Annotated in this window: 12 protein-coding genes; 11 read left to right on the forward strand and 1 reads right to left on the reverse strand. The window is 67.0% G+C overall.

The annotated features are described in order from the left end of the window. Positions 1-155 precede the first annotated feature (155 nt). The 5 genes from ACYVKI_RS14055 (at position 156) to ACYVKI_RS14075 (ending at position 7,591) form a co-directional block, all read left to right on the forward strand. Complete coding sequence (locus ACYVKI_RS14055; protein WP_460690991.1) at positions 156-3,074, forward strand: acylphosphatase; 2,919 nt, start codon at positions 156-158, stop codon at positions 3,072-3,074. Beyond that, positions 3,064-4,323: a hypothetical protein gene (locus ACYVKI_RS14060; RefSeq protein WP_460690992.1), complete on the forward strand. Its 1,260-nt coding sequence runs from the start codon at positions 3,064-3,066 to the stop codon at positions 4,321-4,323. Before ACYVKI_RS14055 ends, ACYVKI_RS14060 begins: the two co-directional genes overlap by 11 nt. A 129-nt stretch (positions 4,324-4,452) precedes the next feature. Further along, positions 4,453-4,872 carry a hypothetical protein gene (locus tag ACYVKI_RS14065; RefSeq protein WP_460690993.1) on the forward strand — a complete coding sequence of 140 codons (420 nt, stop codon included), beginning with the start codon at positions 4,453-4,455 and terminating at the stop codon, positions 4,870-4,872. 8 nt (positions 4,873-4,880) lie between these two features. Continuing rightward, positions 4,881-6,494, forward strand: coding sequence for a glycosyltransferase (locus ACYVKI_RS14070; protein WP_460690994.1), 1,614 nt, complete (start codon positions 4,881-4,883; stop codon positions 6,492-6,494). 101 nt (positions 6,495-6,595) lie between these two features. Further along, positions 6,596-7,591, forward strand: a complete 996-nt coding sequence (locus ACYVKI_RS14075) for a hypothetical protein (protein WP_460690995.1) — start codon at positions 6,596-6,598, stop codon at positions 7,589-7,591. A gap of 4 nt (positions 7,592-7,595) precedes the next feature. Here ACYVKI_RS14075 and ACYVKI_RS14080 read toward each other — a convergent pair whose 3' ends face one another. Beyond that, positions 7,596-8,834 carry a sugar-transfer associated ATP-grasp domain-containing protein gene (locus tag ACYVKI_RS14080; RefSeq protein WP_460690996.1) on the reverse strand — a complete coding sequence of 413 codons (1,239 nt, stop codon included), beginning with the start codon at positions 8,832-8,834 and terminating at the stop codon, positions 7,596-7,598. 157 nt (positions 8,835-8,991) lie between these two features. On the opposite strand from ACYVKI_RS14080, the gene ACYVKI_RS14085 reads away from it, so the two are divergent. The 6 genes from ACYVKI_RS14085 (at position 8,992) to ACYVKI_RS14110 (ending at position 19,179) form a co-directional block, all read left to right on the forward strand. Next, on the forward strand, positions 8,992-10,719 hold the full coding sequence (locus ACYVKI_RS14085; protein WP_460690997.1) for an asparagine synthase-related protein: 1,728 nt from the start codon (positions 8,992-8,994) through the stop codon (positions 10,717-10,719). A 9-nt stretch (positions 10,720-10,728) separates the two neighbouring features. Further along, positions 10,729-11,202, forward strand: a complete 474-nt coding sequence (locus ACYVKI_RS14090; RefSeq protein ID WP_460690998.1) for a hypothetical protein — start codon at positions 10,729-10,731, stop codon at positions 11,200-11,202. Between the two features lie 231 nt (positions 11,203-11,433). Further along, complete coding sequence (locus tag ACYVKI_RS14095; protein ID WP_460690999.1) at positions 11,434-14,214, forward strand: acylphosphatase; 2,781 nt, start codon at positions 11,434-11,436, stop codon at positions 14,212-14,214. A gap of 17 nt (positions 14,215-14,231) precedes the next feature. After that, positions 14,232-15,398, forward strand: a complete 1,167-nt coding sequence (locus ACYVKI_RS14100) for an ATP-binding protein (RefSeq protein WP_460691000.1) — start codon at positions 14,232-14,234, stop codon at positions 15,396-15,398. A 485-nt stretch (positions 15,399-15,883) separates the two neighbouring features. Beyond that, the gene (locus tag ACYVKI_RS14105; RefSeq protein ID WP_460691001.1) at positions 15,884-17,641 is read left to right on the forward strand and encodes an ATP-binding protein; all 1,758 of its coding nucleotides are present in this window, start codon (positions 15,884-15,886) and stop codon (positions 17,639-17,641) included. Between the two features lie 437 nt (positions 17,642-18,078). Beyond that, on the forward strand, positions 18,079-19,179 hold the full coding sequence (locus ACYVKI_RS14110) for an SAM domain-containing protein (protein WP_460691002.1): 1,101 nt from the start codon (positions 18,079-18,081) through the stop codon (positions 19,177-19,179). Positions 19,180-19,481 lie beyond the last annotated feature (302 nt).

Consider the following 19,481-nt stretch of genomic DNA (forward strand, 5'->3'; position numbering starts at 1 on the left):
GGTTTCGGCCCTGGCGGCGCAGATGCAGCCCGGACTCGTGGCGAACGTGGTGAGAGTGACGTGTCACAGCTCCTGTCCGGATGATCCTTGTCACCGAAGCCATGATTGAGCCACCAATGACTTCCTCTCCGTCGCAACGGACCTCTCCTGGGCGGTTGTCGCCCACGCAGGACACCGGTCCGGTGTCGATGGAGATCACCCACTCCCAGGCCTACTCCTACCGGGTTCCGGAAGTGGCGAAGAAAAAGTCACGGCCGCAGAATGTCATCGTCCGGATCACTGCGACGACCTCGGACGGCCGCGAGGTCGAAGGTCTGGGCGAGGGTCAACCGCGAGGATGGCGAACTGGAGAGGACGCGGGGGACTCCTGGGCATTCCTCACCGCAGCCACGGGAGCTCTCACCGGCCGCTCACTCGCCCTGGGGGACCGGAGCCAGGCCCTCCAGTCCGTTCGCGAGGTGATGGCCGAACTGGCGGTCACCGCTCAGGAGCTCTCTCGCACCACAGGGCACCGCAGGCCGTTCCGGGGCACGATGGTGGGTCTCGAGGTGGCCCTGTTGGACGCCGTCGCGCGTGCCAGAGGTGAGCGGCTCGCCCAGCTGCTGGGCCAGAAGCGAGAAGAAGCTCCCGTGGCGCCGGGTGCGCTGTCCCCGGACCTCTCCATGGAGAAACTCCGCAAGAAGCTGATCTCTCAGGGTTCCGCCTTCGAGTTCGTGCGGCTCACCGCTGGTGATGACATCGCCTCCACGGTGGACTTCATGGAGACGGTCTCGTTGGTGAACCGGTCCCGCCAGGTGGGATGCCCGGACAAGCCGCTCTGGGTCGACCTCAACGGTGCGCTGACCCGGCCGGAGTCCCTGCAGCTGCTGGATGCGGTGGCCGAGTCTGTGGAGGCCCGCGTCCTGCCGCCCCAGGTCATCCTGGAGCAGCCCGTGCCCACCAAGTATCGGGACCATCTCGGGACGCTGCATCAACGCACCCGGACGTTCAAGGAGGAGTCGACCTGCCCCGACGCCGAGATCAGGGTCATCGGTGATGAGAGTGTCGCAGACATCCACCACGTCTCCCGCCTGCGCAAGGTCGGTGGTCTGGCTGGGGTGACCATCCGTCCGGCTCAGGCCGGTGGGCTGCTGGCCAGCCTGGATCTGGCCGAGCGGGTGCTGCGCGAGGAACCGGAGGCGCGCATCTTCCTGGCCAGAATGGTCGGGGCGAGCCGAGTCACCTCGGCGGCGTTGCGTCACCTGGCCCTGGCGCTGCCCAGGATCGATGCCGCCATCGTCCAGAACGTGGTGGAAGATGACCTGCCCATCACCCGTCGTCTCACGCCGGCTGACGCCGTGCCGGCTCCGGCGCCGCCGCTCGCCGCCGGAGGCACCACGAATGGCGTGGTGGAGATGATCCCGCATGACGACGACGAAGAGCCGGCGACGGACGACCGTGAGCCGGAGGACGATCTCGTCGACGACGAGGCGTCTGCCTCGGGGACGACCGATGATGATCCGCAGGACCACCAGGACGTCGATCGCGAGCGGGAGACCACCGAAGATGTCGCGGAGTCCTCAGGTCAGTCCTCAGATCAGCGCAGTGCGGTGAAGACCTCCCGTGTGCGCGATGTCCCGGGCCTCGGAGTCGATCTGGTGCTCTCGGAACTCGTGGCTCATCTGCAGAACGCTGTGACGTACCCGGTCCCACCTGCCGAGACGTATGACGGTGTTCCCGTCACCCGGTACGACGACGTCGATGACCTGCATCCGCTGGGCCCCAACGGCTCGAAAGGGCATCTGTTGGAGCGTGAAGCGCTGGCTCTGGGCCTGAACACGACGCGATACTCCAAGGGGGCCTTCGACGCCTGGGACGGGCAGAAGGATCCGGTTCCCTTCAAGTGGAGCAGGAACCCGCTCTCCAGCGCCGCATCACTCGCGCTGTGCACCCATAAGGAAGCCACCCGCATGCAGCTGCAGCAGGCGGGGGTTCCAGTGCCGCAGGGGCGAACGTTCGCCGTCGGAGATTTCGACACGGCCCGGGAGTTCGTGGCGCGGATCGGGTTCCCCGTCGTCGTCAAACCGGCCATGGGCGTGCGCGGGATCGGCGTGGTGGCCGGCATCCAGAACGAGGAGCAGCTCGATGCGGCGTTCTCGATCATGTCCGGTTCGAAGCTGGGTCAGCAGGATTTCATCGTGGAGAAGCATGTTCACGGAGCCGACTACCGCATCGTCGTCGTCGGCGAGGAGGTGATCGCCGCGATCAGGCGCGAGCCCGCATCAGTCACCGGTGACGGGACCTCCACCATCGCCGAGCTGCTGATCAACAAGAACATCGCCCGCCGCAGGAACCCTCACCTCTGGGCCCGACCCGCGAAATTCGACGAGGCCGCGCACCATGAGTTGGAGAAGGCTGGCCGCGACCTCGACACGGTGCTGCCTGAAGGGGAGCGCCAGCTGCTGGCCAACACCTGCAGCCTCTCCCAGGGCGGGGACTCCATCGACGTCTTGGACGAGATGCACCCGTCGATCAAGGAAGCCAGTGTGCAGGCCGTCCAGGCCATGCCGGGCCTGCAGTTCTGCGGGGTGGACTTCCTGCTGGAGGATCACACGCGGCCCTTGCAGGATCAGGACGCGGGGATCTGTGAGCTCAACGCCCACGCGGCGATCGGCAACTGCGAGTACCCGATGTTCGGCACGGGTCGTCCCGTCGCGCAGACCCTGATGCGTGCGGTCGTCGATCAGCATGGACTCAATGCCCGGGCTGACCGTGCCGAGCGGCTCGCGCTGCACCTGACCATCCGCGGGCGCGTCACGCGGGTGAACTTTCGAGCCTGGCTGAAGCGCCGTGCCGAATCGGCCGGAGTGACGGGTTGGGTGCGCAATGTGGACTCGCGGACGGTCGAGGCGGTGCTGGTCGGCCCGACGGATCCGACGACCGCTGTGGCCGCAGCGACGATCTTGGGCCCCAAGCGCGCTGTCCCGACAGCGTATGAGGCGCGGCACATCTCCGCGCCCCAGGAGCTCAGCGGCTTCGAGATCCGCGAAGACGCGCCGGCGGGAACCCGAGTGGAGGTCATCGATGCATCCTGAGAGCCAGCAGACCGGGGCCGACGCGCTGTCGGAGGCCCATGGCGCCTCCGTCGAGGGGGGAGGCTCTCAGAAGGAGTCGACCTCGACGGCGACGGAGCTGGAGCTGAAGCTGCGCTATGACCTCCGGGACGGATTCGAGGTCCATCGTGCGGCCCTCGCCCGGGGGCTCGACGTCCGGCTCCTGCCGCGGCAGGTCATGGAGGTCTCGCTTCCTGGGGACGAGACCGCGTCTGCCGCGTTCACCCACGGAGTTCCCCAGGCCACCACGTTGGCCGGTGCGACCTTCGCCCAGGATCGGAGGATCCGCCGCGCGATCCTGCGCCGGGCGGGGCTGGCCGTGCCGCGCGGGGCGACGTTCTCCGTCGGGCGCAGCAAGGGCGCCGCCCGACGCTTCGCCGCGCGAGTGGGGTATCCCGTGGTCGTCAAACCGGAGGTCGGCGACAACACCGTCGAGGTGAGCGCCGGGCTGAAGAACGAGCGGCAGTTCAACAAGGCCATCAAGCATCTCACCACACCGCCGGAGCAGCGCAAGGGGTTCACCCGCGCGGCCTATGCGCTGACGGAGCTGCGCGAGCCGGGACGGCAGAACGGCAAACTCGTCGCACCCCCGGGTTACCGATTCCTGGTGGAGAAGCACCTCTCGGGCGAGTATCTGCGGTTCCTCGTGATCGGCGGAGAGGCGCGCGGAGTCATTCTCTGCCCCGACGGACCGTGGCGTTCCCGCGGAGCCACGCTGCGCGATGTGCAGGAGTCGACGCACCCCAGCCTCAAGGCCATCGCGGTGGCCGCGGCGCAGGCGATGCCCGGGCTGTCGCTCGCTGCGGTGGACATGGTCGTGGCGGACCACACCCGGGAGACCTCCGTCGAGGCCGCGCCCATCGTGGAGGTCTCGGAGCGTCCCTGGCTGTCCATCGTGCGTCGTCAGCAGAGAGATTCTGTGGCTCCGCTGGCCGCCGAGATCCTGGCATGTGGATTGCCGGAAGGTGCTCTCCGGGCGCCCCAGGCAGAGGTCGCTGCCGAGGTCCGAATCGGAGGAGCGGTGGACCCGACGGGGCTCCTGGCTGTCCTGGAACAGAGGTTCGAGGAACTGGGAGTCACCGGTGACCTGCACGAGACGGACCACGCCCTGGGCGAGATCGGGGGGTCCGTCCGCGGTATGCCGGAGCGGATCGCCTGGGTCGCGGAACGGCTCCTGGATCGGGGCATCCAAGGCCAGCGGGCGATGGTGGTCGAGCAGCGGGTGTCCTGAGGGGTTCGGCCCGCAGCCCGGTGCCGTGAGCGATTCGGTGCGTGTCCGGTGCGCCACCGGTGGGTGAGGTGTTGCCGATGGTATGAATGATGACGTCGATTCCGGACGAAGATGTGGAGTGTGGGACGGGTGAAGATGATCGTTCGTGAGCTGCGCCGGATGCGGCTGCTGCTCGTGGTGTTCGCCGCCGCGGTCGCCGCCTCCTTGGTGGGTTTCCTCGTCATCCTGATGGGGTATGACACGCTCGGGCTCGTGGTGATGGTGCTGGCCACCCAGGTCCTCATCGCCGGCAGCGCAGCCGTCCTCCACCGGGCTATCCTGCGCACCCGGTACCGGAGTGAGGAAGGGCGCGTGGGTGAGCCCCGGCCGGAGATCTCTCCCGAAGACGTCATCGAAGGGGTCCGTGAACAGCTCGCGGCCCATGGCAGCAACGAGCAGCGCTTGGCCCGGCTGCTGGAGCAGCAGGAGGCCGCGCAGGCTCAGCTGCGTCGGCAGCTGTTCGAGGAGTCGTTCTCCTCGAACACCCCGAAGGCCTCCGAGCAGGACTGAGCGCGGTGATGACATCGGCGAAGGCCGGATCGGCCGACTCCTACGACGTCGACGTCGCGATCCTCTCCGACTTCCGGCTCCCCGGCGGCACCACCAGCAGCATCGCCGAGGAGGTCCGCGCTCAGTCGGAAGTCGGCATCAGCACGGCGCTGATCCACGCCGCCGGATCGATCACCAACTACCCCAACCCGTGGAGCGCCCACATCCAGCGCATCCTGGACCTCCCCGGGGTGCGCATCGCCTCACCTCGGGCGCAGCTTCACGCGAAGGTGCTGGTCATCAGGCACCCCACCGTCATCTACAGCACGCGCTCCACTTTCGAGGGGATCAGCGCGGACCATGTGATCATCGTGGTCAACCACGCCGCCGTCGACGCCGCCGAGACCTGGCACTATCCGGTCGAGGCCACTGATGCGCGGGTCCGCCGGCTCTTCGGCGTGGAGCCGGTCTGGGCGCCCATCGGGCCGGTGGTCCGCCAGACCGTGCTGGACCAGACTCGACGCATCCCGCTGCGTGCGGATGACTGGGTCAACATCTTCCGCACCTCCGGAGAGGTGCGCCGTCGCACCGGGTTCATCGCCGATCGTCCGGTGATCGGACGGCACTCCCGCCCTCAGCCGGGGAAGTGGCCGGCCACCGGCAAGGACATCCTGCAGGCCTACCCGGACTCTCCGGACTACCAGGTGGAGATCCTCGGGGGAGCCCAGGTGGCCCAGCACAAGCTGGGCCGGGTGCCCGCCCGATGGAACGTCGTCGAATTCGGCGGCGAGGATCCCGCCCTCTTCCTGGAGCGCATCGACTTCTGGGTGTACATGCATCACCCGGATCTCAAGGAGGCCTTCGGCCGGGCCGCGATGGAGGCGCTGGCCGCCGGCTGTGTGGCGATCATGCCCCCCTACCTGGAAGAGCTCTTCGGCGACGCAGCCCTCTACGCCTCTCCCCGGGAGGTCCGCGGCCTCGTGGACGAGTACTACGCGGACCCCGAGAAGTACCTCGCCCAGTCCGCTCGTGCGCAGGACTTCGCCCTGGCCTTCAGCCCCGAGATGCACATCCGACGGCTCGAGGCGCTCGGCGTGCATGCCCCGGGATCCCCGGCCGAGCCCATCCCCGGGGACGTCCCCTCCCAGCCGGGCCCGGCCCTGCTGATCGTGGCTCAGGCCGACGAGGACGTGGTGGAGCGGGCCCTGGGGCTGCTGCAGGAGGAAGAGGACCGACCCGTGCTGCGCGTGGAGCTCACCGACCGCTCCGCGGGGCGCTCACCGGAGGGTGCCTCAGCGACTGCGGGCCCGACTCTGCTGCTGCCGTCCATGGTGGCGCTGCAGACCCATGAGTCGGCCTGGCAGAGCCACCTGCACCGCAGCCTGCGCCGCGTACTGCGGGCACACCGCCCCGGGCAGGTCTTCGTGGTGGGGGAGCAGGTGCCGGAAGGGCTGCTGAGCGCCCTGGCCTGGGCAGACATCCCCGCCGTCTGGGTGCGCGGACTCGCCGGAGAGGGCCTCGCCCCTGAACCACGCGTGGCCAGCTGCTTCCACCGTGTGGTGGCCGCCTCGGAGCTTCCCGCGCGCCCTGCCGACCATGCCGCGCCACACCGGCCCCCGAGACTAGGACAGGAGTCCCGCTGATGCCGACTTCCTCGACGCCGGCTCCGGCCGCACCGACAGAATCGTGGTCGACGAGCTTGGAATCATGGGCTCGGACGCACCACGGGGGCAAGGTGCTGACCGTGCCCCAGACCCTGGACTTCGCCCCGCTGGGCACTCTGCGGCCCCACACGTTCTACGACCTCCCGGTGGTGCTGGCGGTGGTGACGCGGCGCAGTGCGCCGCTGCACGCCGCACTGACCCGTGCGGTGGAGATCATCCGAGAGGCCACCTACGCCTTCCGCCTGGTGGCCGTCACCGACGTGCCCACCAGTGCACCGATCCGCACGGCGGACTGGACCGTGGAGCATGTGCTCGGGGAAGCCGACTGGGCGGCTCTGCATGAGGAGAACTGGCTTCCGGCCACTGTCGCCCACCTCGAATGGGCGCGCCGGCAGTACGGAGCCTGCATGGTGCTCGCGCCGGAGACGGACGAGCAGCTGCTGGAGGAGATCGCTCGCCTGGGGGCCCTCTCGCGTGCGCCGGAGAAGATCATGAGCACTGCGGCGGAGCTTGTGGAACACGCCCTGCGCGACGGGCAGCACCCTGCCGAGGGCGGTCCGAGAGTGGAGCAGGGACTGCGCGGCTGGTGGCAGGACGCCTGCCACGACGGCCTCGCCCGCACCGTCGAGCTCGGTGCGGGGCTCTCCTCCGCGGTCACCGTCGCGCCGGGGGCCTCCGCGGGCGTCCTGGTCGCCGACGGGACGATCGCCGGAGAGGCCCTGCAGGGGTGGGCCGCCGAGTCGGGTTGGTCCGTGGCGCGTCTCCGAGGACCGGAGTCTGCTCCGCCGGAGGGTGGGCGTCTGCACCGGGCGCTGATCCGCGCGGCCGGTGAAGGAGTGGGACGGGCCGTCGGTACGGCCGGGCCGCTGCTGCTGATCACCGACCAGCCGCAGGACGCCTCCGCGGTGCCCGCGGGCCTCGACGGCGCCGTCGTGCTCCACCGGCCCGAGGAGCCGGGAGCCGGGTGGAGCGCCGAGCTCACGATGCGCTATGGGGCTTCCACGCGGATCCGCGCCGCCGAGCTGCCCTCGGCGCTGGACCGGCTGCGCCGGATCCACCTGGTCACCGCCGTCTGAGAGGTCAGTCCCGCTTCTTCGGGACGACACCGCGCTTTTCGAAGTAGCGGCGGACGCGTTCGTCCTTCAGCAGCGGACCGTGCACCTGCAGGACGTTCATCCCGGAGTTGACGTTGGCCTCGAGGATGACCGGACCGGTGGGGCTGATGATGATGTCCCAGCCGATGTACTCCATGAAGTTCAGCCGGTTGGCGCCTTCGAGCACGAGCTTCTTGGTCTCCTCCCAGAAGGGGACCTCCGTGCCCTCGATCTGCGCCCCGGAGTCGGGGTGGACCGTGTGCCACACGGGGGTGTGATCGTCGGGCAGCTGGCCGGCTCGGGAGAGTGTGCCGGTGTCGATGTCGATCTTGGCGCTCAGACCCCCCTGGGTCCAGTTGTCCACATGCGCTGAGCGGGAGGTGCCGATGCGCTGGACCGCGACGGCGATGAACGGTTCCTTCCCGCGGGTGAGGTCCGGCATCGTGAGCACGCGCAACGTGTTGGTGGAGTGCGGGTTCAACCGCGCCTGAGCCTCGGCCTGCGGAACGGCGGCTTCGAAGAGCATCGGCTTGGGCCGGGCCTCGATCCAGGCGGCGACCTCCTGCAGGTCGCAGTCCTGCCCGTTCATCCGCCAGCCGTCCTCGGTGCGGCGGATGGCCACCACGAAACGGCCCTCGGCACCACGGAGCGGCTTGACGAAGACCCGCTGGCCGACCTCCAACCGGGTCTCCAGGAACTCCCGCAGCGGCACCTGGTCGTCGTTCGGGAAGACATGGACCTCACCGCGGGTGTAGAGACCGAGCAGCGGCACGACGTCGGAGTCCAGGCCCAGCTGGTTCATCAGCAGGAAGAACGAGAACTTGTTGTCCAGGATCTCCTGCAGGTGTTCATGGACCATGCGCTTGGTACGGGTGTAGCGCTGGACGTCGGTGACGTAGTCCTGCTGGTCCTCATTGGGAAGACCGTAGAGAGTCACGGACCGGGAGAGGAACCCCTGGGCCCACCACTGGGGACGGCGCATGGCCGGCGAGGTGTCCCAGCGGAACTCCTTGCGGAGGAATTTGCGGTAGTCCTGCGTCCAGCGCCGGGACTTGCGCACCTCCTTGCGCCAGTTGCGGCGCTTCTGGTCCGCCTTCCGGGCGACCTGCCGGGACTTGCGGACCACCTTCCGGGGGAAGGAAGGAGCAGGAGGCGTCGGAGAGGCCGCGGCACGGGCCGCACCCTCGTCAGCAGTGCTGTGTCCGTGGTCGGCCGCGGAATCCATCGGTGTCGTCGCCTCCAGGTGAAGGGGTTCTCAAGCGTTAGGATCGTACCAACCCGGGAGAGCGGTGTCGCGCAGGCGCTCCCGGGGGACCGTCATCCTCGTGCTGCCGAGGCCCCGATCAGCCGGCGTCCGTGACCGGACGCGCTAGGAGATGCCTGTGACCGAGACGACCCGAGTCTGCGGCATGCTCGGCTCCGGCGATCCTGACCGGGTCCGTCGCATGGCTCGTGCCGCGGGCCTCGCGTGCGAGGGCGAGGCCGCTGCCGCAGTGGTCGTCGAGAGCGGCGCGGCACTGATCGTCGGCAGTTCGGCGCTGCGGGCCCGCCCCGATGCCGCCGGCGACGCGTGGATGTTCTCCACGGCGACTCCCGTTGCGGATGTGCTCGGCGGATCGCCGCGCGACTGGGAGTCGGCCGCTCGGGACGCTGATGTGGCCGGGATCGTCCTCGAGGACACGGGGGCGATGGTGCTGCACAGCAGCATCTCCGGGGTGCAGCCGGTCTATGTGGAAGAGCGCGCTGGTGCTGTCTACTTCGCCACCCAACTGAACCTCCTGGTGGACACCGCTGAGGGCCCGTTGGTTCCGGACTGGACCGGGTGGGCCCAGATCATCGGCATCGGTGCACCGCTGGCCGGACGCACCACAGTCCAGACGATCCGCCGTCTCGCTCCGATGGAGCAGGTGCGCCTCGAGCCTGGTCGGGAGCCGCAGCGCCACCGGGCCTCCTGGCCGTGGGAGCACGTCACCCCAGAGTTGGGCATGGCTCCGGAGGAGCTCACCGGCGACGTCCTCGACGCGCTGCGCGAGCAGCTGCGCGGGGCGGCCTCTGGCGGCGCCGCAGGTGCTGACGCCGGTGGGGGTCCGTTGCAGCCGATGCTCTCCGGCGGTCGTGATTCCCGGCTGCTGGCAGGGCTGGCCTGTGAAAACGACGACGTAGAGGCTCTGACCGCCTGGACCACCAGTTCTGACACGGGCACCACGCTGGAGGAGCTCACGGCGGCCAGGATCGCGCACCGGTTGGGCATCCGCCAACGCATCGTGCCGGGCCGGCATGATGCGTTTCCGCAGGACTTCAAGGACTATGCGGAGATCACCGGGCACCAGGCGTCCTTCCACGTCTGGCTGATGCCGGTGGCCCGGGAGCTGGCGCGCCAGCCGGGCACGGTGCTGGACGGTCTCGGCGGCGGAGTGTTCCTCGGTGGTGGATTCCCCGACAGCCCGGAGGCGCTCGAGCCCGGCACCTCCGCGCAGGCTGTGCTGGCGGCTCGATTCACTCGCCTGGCGCGCTATGTGGAGGTCGCCGACGAGCTGCTGGCCCCCGGGGTGGCCGAGAGCCTCACCGCCGCCGGCCGTGAGGACTTCACCACAGTGGCCGAACCGCTGGTCGATCACCCCCAGGGAGCGACTCTGACGGCTTATCTGACCCGCACCCTGCCGGGCATCAGCATGGCTCCTGCGGCCGTGCTCGGCGGCAGCCGCCCCACAGCGGTGCCGATCATGTCCCACCAGGTCGTCTCCCAGGCTCTGCGCGTGGAGCATGAGGCCAAGCGCGACGGCGTCTGGTACCCGGACCTGCTGCGCCGGGTGCGCCCGGAGCTGGCCCAGATCCCCACGGCGGCCGACCTGACCACAGTGCGCCAGCACGTGCGGCGAGGGGCGTCTCTCGAGGCCGCCGCCTGGTACCGGGGGCTGGTGCTGGACTCCCCCGCAGCGGCGCTGCTGGCGCCCAAGCTGCGCGAGGGGGACGTGGAGGTCTGGAGACGCCAGCTCCTGCGTACACGGGGCCAGCACCTCATCCGCGGGCTGGCGCTGCTGGCCCTGTGGCTGGAACGTCACCAGGATCGCCTGACCGAGACCGACCCGACGCCGTTGCGGCGCAGCTGAGGAGCTGGGATGAATACTCAAGACGAGGCGCCTTCTGATCCGCCGCGAGACGTGGGTGATGGGAGGCCGGTGCTGCTTCATGCCGGGATGACACGTTCGGCCGTACGCGGCGCGCTGGAACCGCAAGTGGTGGAGGCCCTCATGCGTGGTGAGGAGCGGGGGACCTCGTCGGTGTTGTGGGTGGAGACCTCCGAGCAGCTTGATGTCGTGGAGAGCGCCGTGGTGACCCATGTCGCCGTGCCGGACGTCGAGGTGCTGGCCGAGGAGCAGGTCGAGGGCCAGGTCGGCGGGGGGCGGACACTGCACCAGGAGGCCCTGGCGCGGTTCGGCTCGGAACGTGTCCTGGTGGCCCCGGGTCCTGAGGAGGCCCGCGCGCTCCTGTGGGAGGCAGGCGAGTCGTCAGAGGACCGGGCGCCGGACCGTGGTGTCGGCGGATTCATGCGGCGCACGATGCGGCGTCTCCGGGGGCGGGGAAGCGGCTGATTCGCCGCAGGGACGCCGCAGGGACGCCGCTGCGAGCCCGGTGGTCCCGGTGGGGCGCACCCGTCTCTGGCAGGGCTGCGGTGGTAGCATCACAACGGTCTGATCCCTCCGATCTGACCGTCACCCAGCCGTTCGATGGACGAGAGTTCGCCACCACATATGAGTTCCTCCACATCTCCAGACAGTCACCGGGCCCTTCGTATTGTTCGTGCCCGGGCTTTCTCTTATCGGGTGCCGCGTGAGCTGACGGGCCGAGCCACGAAGTTCAATCATGTGGTGCATCTGATGGCGGAGGGTCCCGGCGGTGACACTGTGGAGGGACTCGGAGAGGGGCAGCCGCGGGCGGCGGCGACCGGTGACGAGCCCGGCTCGTCCTGGCCGTTCCTGAGTGCGGTGATGCAGAGTCTCGAGGGGGTGACCCTCGAGGTCGGTGGGGCAGCGGACGCCCTGCAGTCGGTGCGGCGTCTGATGGCCGGCTTCGTCGAGAGGGCGGCCGATCATTCTGTGGACCCGGATTACGTCCGTCCCTTCCGCGGAACGCTGCTGGGCGTGGAGATGGCGCTGCTGGATCTGGCAGCGCGCACCCTGGATGTGCCGCTGAGCGGCCTGTGGGGCAAGCACCGTGCGGGAGGGCCCGGGTTGCCGATCGCCTCCGCCGGCGAGGGGCCCGAGGCCGACTCTGTCGATGGGCGCGACCTGGAGCCGGGAACGTGTCGGCGAGTGCGCCTGTCGTGCCGTGACGACGACGAGGCGGCCGGGGCTTTCCTGCGTCTGCTGACGTCGGTGCGGGAGGCGCGCGAGGCTCAGCAGGAGGACCTGCCCCTGTGGTTGGACTTCAAGTCGGGTATGGACCCCGAGACCGCGCAGGACTTCGTGCGCTCGGTGGTCGAAAGCGCCCGCCAAGGTGACCTTCCGGGGTCGATCATCATCGAGCAGCCGGTCGGGCGTGAGGCCCTGGCTCAGCTGGCGTCGTTGCAGCAGTTGGCTGACGAGCAGACCCGCGGCACGGACCTGGACGTGCGCATCATGGCGGATGGATCGGTCTGGGACGCAGCCTCGCTGGAGGAGCTGTGGCTCCATGGGGGTGTGGGTGGTGTCCACCTCCGTCCGGCGCAGACCGGGAGCCTTCTGGCTAGTCTGGACATCGCGGAGCGGGCGGTCGCCCGTGATCCGGAGGTTCGGCTCGTCATCAGTCGCATGGTGGGTGCGAGCCGTGTGACGACCTCGGCGTTGCGTCAGCTGGCGCTGGCGTTTCCCACACTGCATCACGCCACGGTCTCCGCTGTGGTGGAGAGCCGTCTGCCGTTCACCCAACTCGACGGGTATGAGGATGAGCTGCTCCTCGACGAGGAGGAGCAGGACGCCGATGTCACCATGACGCCTCATGAGGCGGAAGAGTCGGATGATGAGGCGGAGGATGAGGAGTCGGTCGAGTCCAATGGCACGGCGGACTCGAGCGAGTATGACGAGACCGATGAGGGAGCGGACCGGGCGTCGGATGTCTGGAACGGCCTCGGTGAGGTGCGTCGGCTCGCCTTCCGGCAGGTGGCTGATCCGGAAGCGGTCGGGCTCGGAGTCTCGTTGGCACCCGCTGCCCTGGTCGGTGACGTGGAGAACATGGTCACGTTCCCGGAGCCTCCGGTGGTCAAGAACGCCGGCATGGCTCCGACCGTCTACGACGACGTCGACAATCTGCACCCTCTCGGGCCGAATGGTTCCAAGGGGCATCTTCTGGAGCGAGAGGCCTTGGCTCTGGGCCTGACGACGACCCGTTTCTCCAAGGGCGCCTTCAGCGTGACCGATGGGCTGCAGGAGCCGGTGTCGTTCAAGTGGAGCCGGAACCCGCTGTCCAGTGCTGTCTCTCTGGCTCTGTGCACGCACAAGGAGGCGACCCGGCTTCAGCTTCAGCGGGCCGGGATCCCTGTGCCCCAGGGGAGGACGTTCGCCCAGGGGGATTTCGCCACGGCGAAGAGCTTCGCGGAGCGGATCGGGTATCCGGTGGTGGTGAAACCGGCGATGGGGGTGCGGGGGATCGGTGTCGTCGCTGGGATCCAGGACGCCGCTCAGCTGGACGCGGCCTTCACCCTGATGTCGGGTTCCAAGTTGGGTGCTCAGGACTTCATCGTGGAGAAGCACGTCAATGGCCAGGACTATCGCATCGTGGTCATCGGGGACCAGGTGGTCGCGGCCATCCTGCGTGAGCCGGCCTCGGTGCTCGGTGATGGGAAGCGCACGGTCGCCGAACTCATGATCGACAAGAATGTGGCTCGTCGCCGGAACCCGCACCTGTGGGCTCGGCCCGCCAAGTACGACGAGGCCGCCCGCTACGAGTTGGAGAAGGCGGGGCTCAGTCTGGACTCAGTGCCGGCGGAGGGGCAGCGGGTGCAGCTGGCCAACACCTGCAGCCTGTCCCAGGGCGGGGACTCCATCGACGTGCTGGATGAGATGCACCCCTCCATCGTGGATGCCTGTGTGCGAACGGTTCAGGCCATTCCGGGGCTGGTGTACTGCGGCGTGGACTTCTTGCTGGAGGATCACCGCCTACCGTTGGACGAGCAGGATGCCGGGATCTGCGAGCTGAACGCCCACGCGGCGATCGGCAACTGCGAGTACCCCATGTACGGCAGTCCGCGGAAGGTCGCGGCGACTCTCATGCAGGAGACCATCGATCAGTACCAGCTGGAGGCGCTGCCCGAGCGGGCCGAGTCGGTGGCTCTGAAGGTGACCATCCGTGGGAAGGTCACCGGCGTGGGGTACAGGAAGTGGTTGCGACGCCGCGCGCTGCAGTCGGGAGTGACTGGGTGGGTCCGGAACGTGAACCGGAAGACGGTCGAGGCGGTGTTGGTCGGGCCGACAGATGCGACGACGGCACTGGTCGCTTCGACGATCCTCGGTCCCCGCCGATCCCTGCCGACCACCTACACGACTGAGCACATCCCGGACCCGGGGGTCACCGGCTTCGAGATCCTGGAGCAGGTTCCGGTTCAGACCGACGCTGGCGTGCGAGCCTGAGAGAAGTGAGTGCAGAGATGATGAGCCGACAGCGCACCGTTGACGAGATTCCCGCCGCTCTTCGCGACGGCTACGAGGTCCATGCCGCAGCCTTGGCCCGTGGACTGGACGTGACGTTGCTGCCGAGACAGGTCATGATCGTCGGTGACGGCGGTCCGGCCGGGCAGGCGGCGTTCACCCACGGTGTTCCTCAGGCCACTACGCTCTCGGGCGCGACGTTGGCTCAGGACAAGCGCATTCGGCGCGCGATCCTGGCGAAGGCCGGGTTCAAGGTTCCCAAGGGGGCGACTTTCTCGGTGGGGAGGAGCCGGAGCGCCGCTCTGCGGTATGCCGAGCGGATCGGATACCCGGTGGTCGTCAAACCGGCGCAGGGTGACAATACGATCGAGACGCAGGCCGGGATCCGTGACGAGGAGTCTCTCGTCAGCGCCATCGAGTACTATTTCACGCCGCCCAGCGAACGAGACCGCTACGTGCGTGCCGGGTACGCCTTGACGGAGCTCCGTGAGCCGGGGATCCACAACGGCCAGATTGTGGTTCCCCCCGGATATCGGTTCCTCCTCGAGAAGCAGATCCCCGGCAGCTACGTCCGACTCCTGGTGCTCAACGGGCGGGTGATCAATGCGCTGCACCTCCCTGAGGGGCCATGGGACTCCGGGGATCAGGCCAGGGACGTCACGGATGAGGTGCACGAGTCGCTGCGTGACGTGGCACTGGGAGCAGTCCGCGCGTTCCGCGGCCTCTCCCTGGCCGCTGTCGATGTCGTGGTCCAGGACTGGCGGACACCGGCGCACCGCAAGGAGGTGCCCATCGTGGAGCTGTCCGAACGGCCGTGGCTGGCTGTTCAGGGGCAGATCTCTCCGGAGCTGGCAGAGGCTCTCGCCTTCGAGGTTCTGAGCGCCGGCCTCCCGACCGAGTCCACGCCAGGGGCTGGGCCATCTGTTCGACTGAAGACCGTCCTGCAGGGCGCCGTGGATCCCTCCCAGTTCCTGGACTCATTGACACAGCTCGCGTCGGACCTCCAGGTCGAGGTTGAGGGGGAGATCCCTGATGCCGCACTGGGCGACGTCAGCGTGACCTTTGGCGGTGCAGCACGAGATGTCGCAGCGTTGGTCGAGACGTGTCTGGAGACTGGTGTCGGAGGGCAACGTGCCATGTTGGCGGCCTCTACGCCCATGGGATGATTCGCTGACATGTTCGAACCTCTTGCGGATGGCCACCGGCCAGGGTGCGCGCCTTGCTTCTGGGGAGCGCCACCGCATCTAGACAGGCGAAGAATCTATGGTGCGGGTGGGTTTAGACGTGCAGGCGTTGCCCCGCAGAACGAAGGGGTCTTTCCAGAGGTGGGCCGTACGCTGGTGGCGTCTCTTCAAGGGCGAGAGATTCGGGCCTCCAAGTCTGGCTGATCTGAGTGAACCACGGTGGCCAGAGCCGTTTGAGTTCCCTTGATGAGAAGGGGACCACTCGGCGGTCAGCGAGTCCAGCCGGGTGAGCCGAGTGGGAGAGCTAGAATTTCTGCATCAGCCCCGGGGATGCAAGCCCCTGGGGGCTAGCCAAGGGTGACCTTCGCGGCAGACTGCCCCACGCCTGCCGCTGGGAGATCGATCCGTCGTCGAGGACATCGCTGCCACTGGTAACCTGAATCGACTAGCAGTTCTGAGGGGACAGGATGACGACGACACTTGACCGCGCCACTGCCTTGATCCATGAGGGTAGAAATCCTGGTGCTGCACTGATGGCGAGCACTGCAGAGCGAATCAGTGGCGCTAAGGTTGAGTGGCTTACCAGTCGACTTGCGGTCGCGTCCTTGGGCGACCGCGAAATCATCATCGATGGACCAATCGGCAATGAGACCTCAGTCGCTGCGGCCATAGTGCGCGACAAGCTACTCACCAAGCAGATCCTGCGTGATCACGGCGTCAGTACTCCCCGAGGTGGCCTTGCTCCCACAGTAGATGACGCGCTGGCCCTGTTTCGTGAGATAGGCGGTCCCGTTGTCGTGAAGCCCAGGCTCGGAGCCCGTGGAAAAGGCGTCACGGTCGACGTGCGCAGCGAATCGGAAATGCGGTCCGCCTACGCCCGAGCCGTCAAGGTGGGGCGAGGTAGGCCATTGATTGAAGAGCACGTAGACATCGCTCGGGAGTACCGCGCTATGGCGTCGGCGACGAGCTGTGAGTCAGTTGTACATCGAGTGTTGCCACAGGTCGTCGGCGATGGTCAATCTACTGTACGCCAGCTGATTGATGCTAAGAACGCGCAGCGCTTAGAGAATCCGGCCCTGTCCTCCCTGCTGATCCCTCGGGATCGCATCACTCGGTCGACCTTGGATCGTCAGGGACTCGCGTTGGATACGGTCCTGCCGATTGGCGCATGGGCGGTGGTGCGGAGCATCGGGGGGATCAGCGGCGGGGGTGAGCCACACGAGGTGATGGACTCAGTCGGTGAAGAGGTGAAGTCGACTGCGATTGCCGCGATCCGGGCACTCGGAATGCGATGGGGTGGAGTGGACATCGTCAGCGATGCCACCGGACGCCCTCTAGTAATCGAGGTCAACGCATCTGCGGGGTTCAGCAGCGCCGCTTACGCAGTAGTGGGCACACCACGAGACGTATCACCCGTGATCTGGCGGGAGCGACTTGAGATCAGTCGTCCTGACCCCGTTGCGCCGCTGGTGATCCCCGCGGTCGAGAGGACAGTACAGCGCATCGGGGAACAGGATTACCTGACGGACGACACGCGACGAGCTTCGTTGTCTGCAATGTTGTTCGCCTGGGCCGAGGCACACGGCGCGGCGTTGGAATACCTGCCGACGGTGGTACGCATCACAAACACGTCTGGACATGATTACTATGTGGGACGCACGGGAGCAGGCCCCGATGAATTGTTCGCCGTGCGTCGCTTGGTACGCGACCACATCATGGTTCGCAAGATGCTTGCTCGTGCTGGCATTCGTCGCCCGAAGGGGCGTCGGTTCGAGTCCCAGCAACAGCTGGCCAGTTGGCTAGATGGATATCAAGGGCGAGTTGCCGTAGTTCCCGCAGAAAGCCCTTGGGGCGATAACGACATGTCCATCGTCCGTGCTGCTGAAGCTCGCCAGCAGCTTGCTGCGGGCCCCTGGTTCGTCCAACATCATCCATCTGGCACTCGAGCACGGATATTCGCGACTCGGGACCGGGTGCTGGCAGTGACGTGTCGGGACGGACGTCAGACCGCGATGACCGGCGAGGCTTTGGCGCGTGCTGGTGAAGTTGCTGTGAGGGCAGTAAGGGCTGTGCCGGAGCTTCCGTGGGGGATGGTAGAGGTGCAGGTCAGGAACGGTGGCTGCCTGGTGGCAGGCTTGTCCATGAATCCCGTCATGGCGCGCCGTCACGTTGTGGTCGCAGGACATATGGATGAGGTCTTCGAGTACGTCATCCCATCAGTGTGATGATTCGAAGGCAGGCGTGTCATTCGATGCCCGCCCCGGGGCGTATTTCTCGGTGCTCAGACGCGGATGGCTCGGGGGTCGGTGAGACCGATAGGACGCGTGCCTGGTGCGCGGAACGTCATGTCAGTACGGGTGGAGAGTCGAAATTTTCGATTTAACGGATGGGGTAAAATGTGGAGTGTCTTGCCTAGGTTTGATCGGAAATCCGTTAAGTCAAGAGAATCTGAGCCTCGTTTCTTTATTTTTGCTGAGACGATATTCTTGGCATGAGCGTCAAATCGGGTGGAGTGGATGCTCCTGAGGGTTGTTGGGCTTGCAGCCGGAGTCCTATAGAGTTCGCCCTCGTGAATTATGGTTCGCTGCGTGAAGGGTGCTGACCGCCCAAGCGTCATCTATGGATAGGCTAGGGTGATGTCGCGCCCCGAAAGGACAATGTCTTGCACGATTTCGATCCCTCGATCACTGATCCCGAACTGTCGCTGACAGAGCGGCTGCACATGGCTGGAAACAAGCAGCAGGTCCAGCAGTGGATGCGCTCCTTGGGTCTAGAAGACTATGGCCCATCCAACTTTCCCGTTGCTGTAGAAGCCGTGACACGTGGGATCAGAGTCTCGGCGAGCCGACGCGGAACCATGCTCCTGAGTCTGGACGGCGAAAGGTATACCTGGCGGGGTGGAGCGACTTCGCTCAACCATCGGCTGGCCAGGTTGATCGCCAGACGCAAAGATGTCCAGGGGAGGCTGTTCAAGTCTGCGGGAGTCCCGTTCCCGGAGAATTGCGCGTTCGATGAGGGCCAAGTCGAGCGCGCCTGGGACTGGGCCCACCATGTCCTTCCTGTAGTGGTGAAGCCCGTGAATGGGCGCAAGGGTCAGGATGTGTTTGTGAATGTCACTGACAGGCAAGCATTCGATGCGGCGTTCGCACAGGTGGCCCGCACTTGGGGAAGTGTCTTGGTTGAGCAGTTCAACCCAGGCTCTGAGCATCGCCTCCATGTGGTGGATGGCACGTTCACCGCTGCTCTGGTGATGCGGCCCGCCAACGTCACGGGCGATGGGTCCAGCACCATCGAGGAGCTTGTGGCGACCAAGAACAGGGCAGCCCGCAGTTCCCATCGACAGATTCGCCACCGTGAAATTCGCCTCGAGTCGGTGGAGCTTGCATCCCTCGACGCTCTCGGGCTTTCTCCCTCGTCAGTACTGGAAGCGGAGCGTACGGTCTACTTGCGACGGAACAGTAATCTGTCCACCGGAGGGGATTCACTGGACGCGACCGATGATATTCGTCCGGAGGAAATCCGCATCGCCGAGGAGGCTGCGAAGGCTTGTCCCGGAATGCGATGTGTGGGGTTGGACCTTTTGCTTCCTCGAAGAGAAGGAGATGGACCGCCCACCATCATCGAAGCCAACACCGCGGCTGGCATTGGCGGCCACCACTTTCCCCGCTACGGGAGTCACCGTGAGGTGACCGTCCCCATCCTGAACGCGATGTTTCCGCAGACGACCAGAGACTATCCGACACCTCCAGCAGCACACCGGTGACCGGCCGAAGGGTGCCGCCCGCCCGCCTCGACCAGCGGGCCTATCCCGACCGGCTGGGATAGGATCGGGGCATCATGAGCTTGCCCCCTGAGAGCGACAAGGCCACCGTCACGGGTGTTCATCTGGTCGCCTACGGTTCCACTCGCACCGGTATCGAGCTGAACGCGTCAGGGGGAGTGCCGGAGGACCTGCGGGTCATGGTGGTCCTGGAGTTGATGGGGAAATCCTATGAGGTCTCTTCAGCGCGGGGGGAAGTCAGTGTTCCTCCTGACATGCTCGGGGGAGGCCTCCAAGAGAGGGCG

The organism is Nesterenkonia suensis (assembly GCF_054782935.1).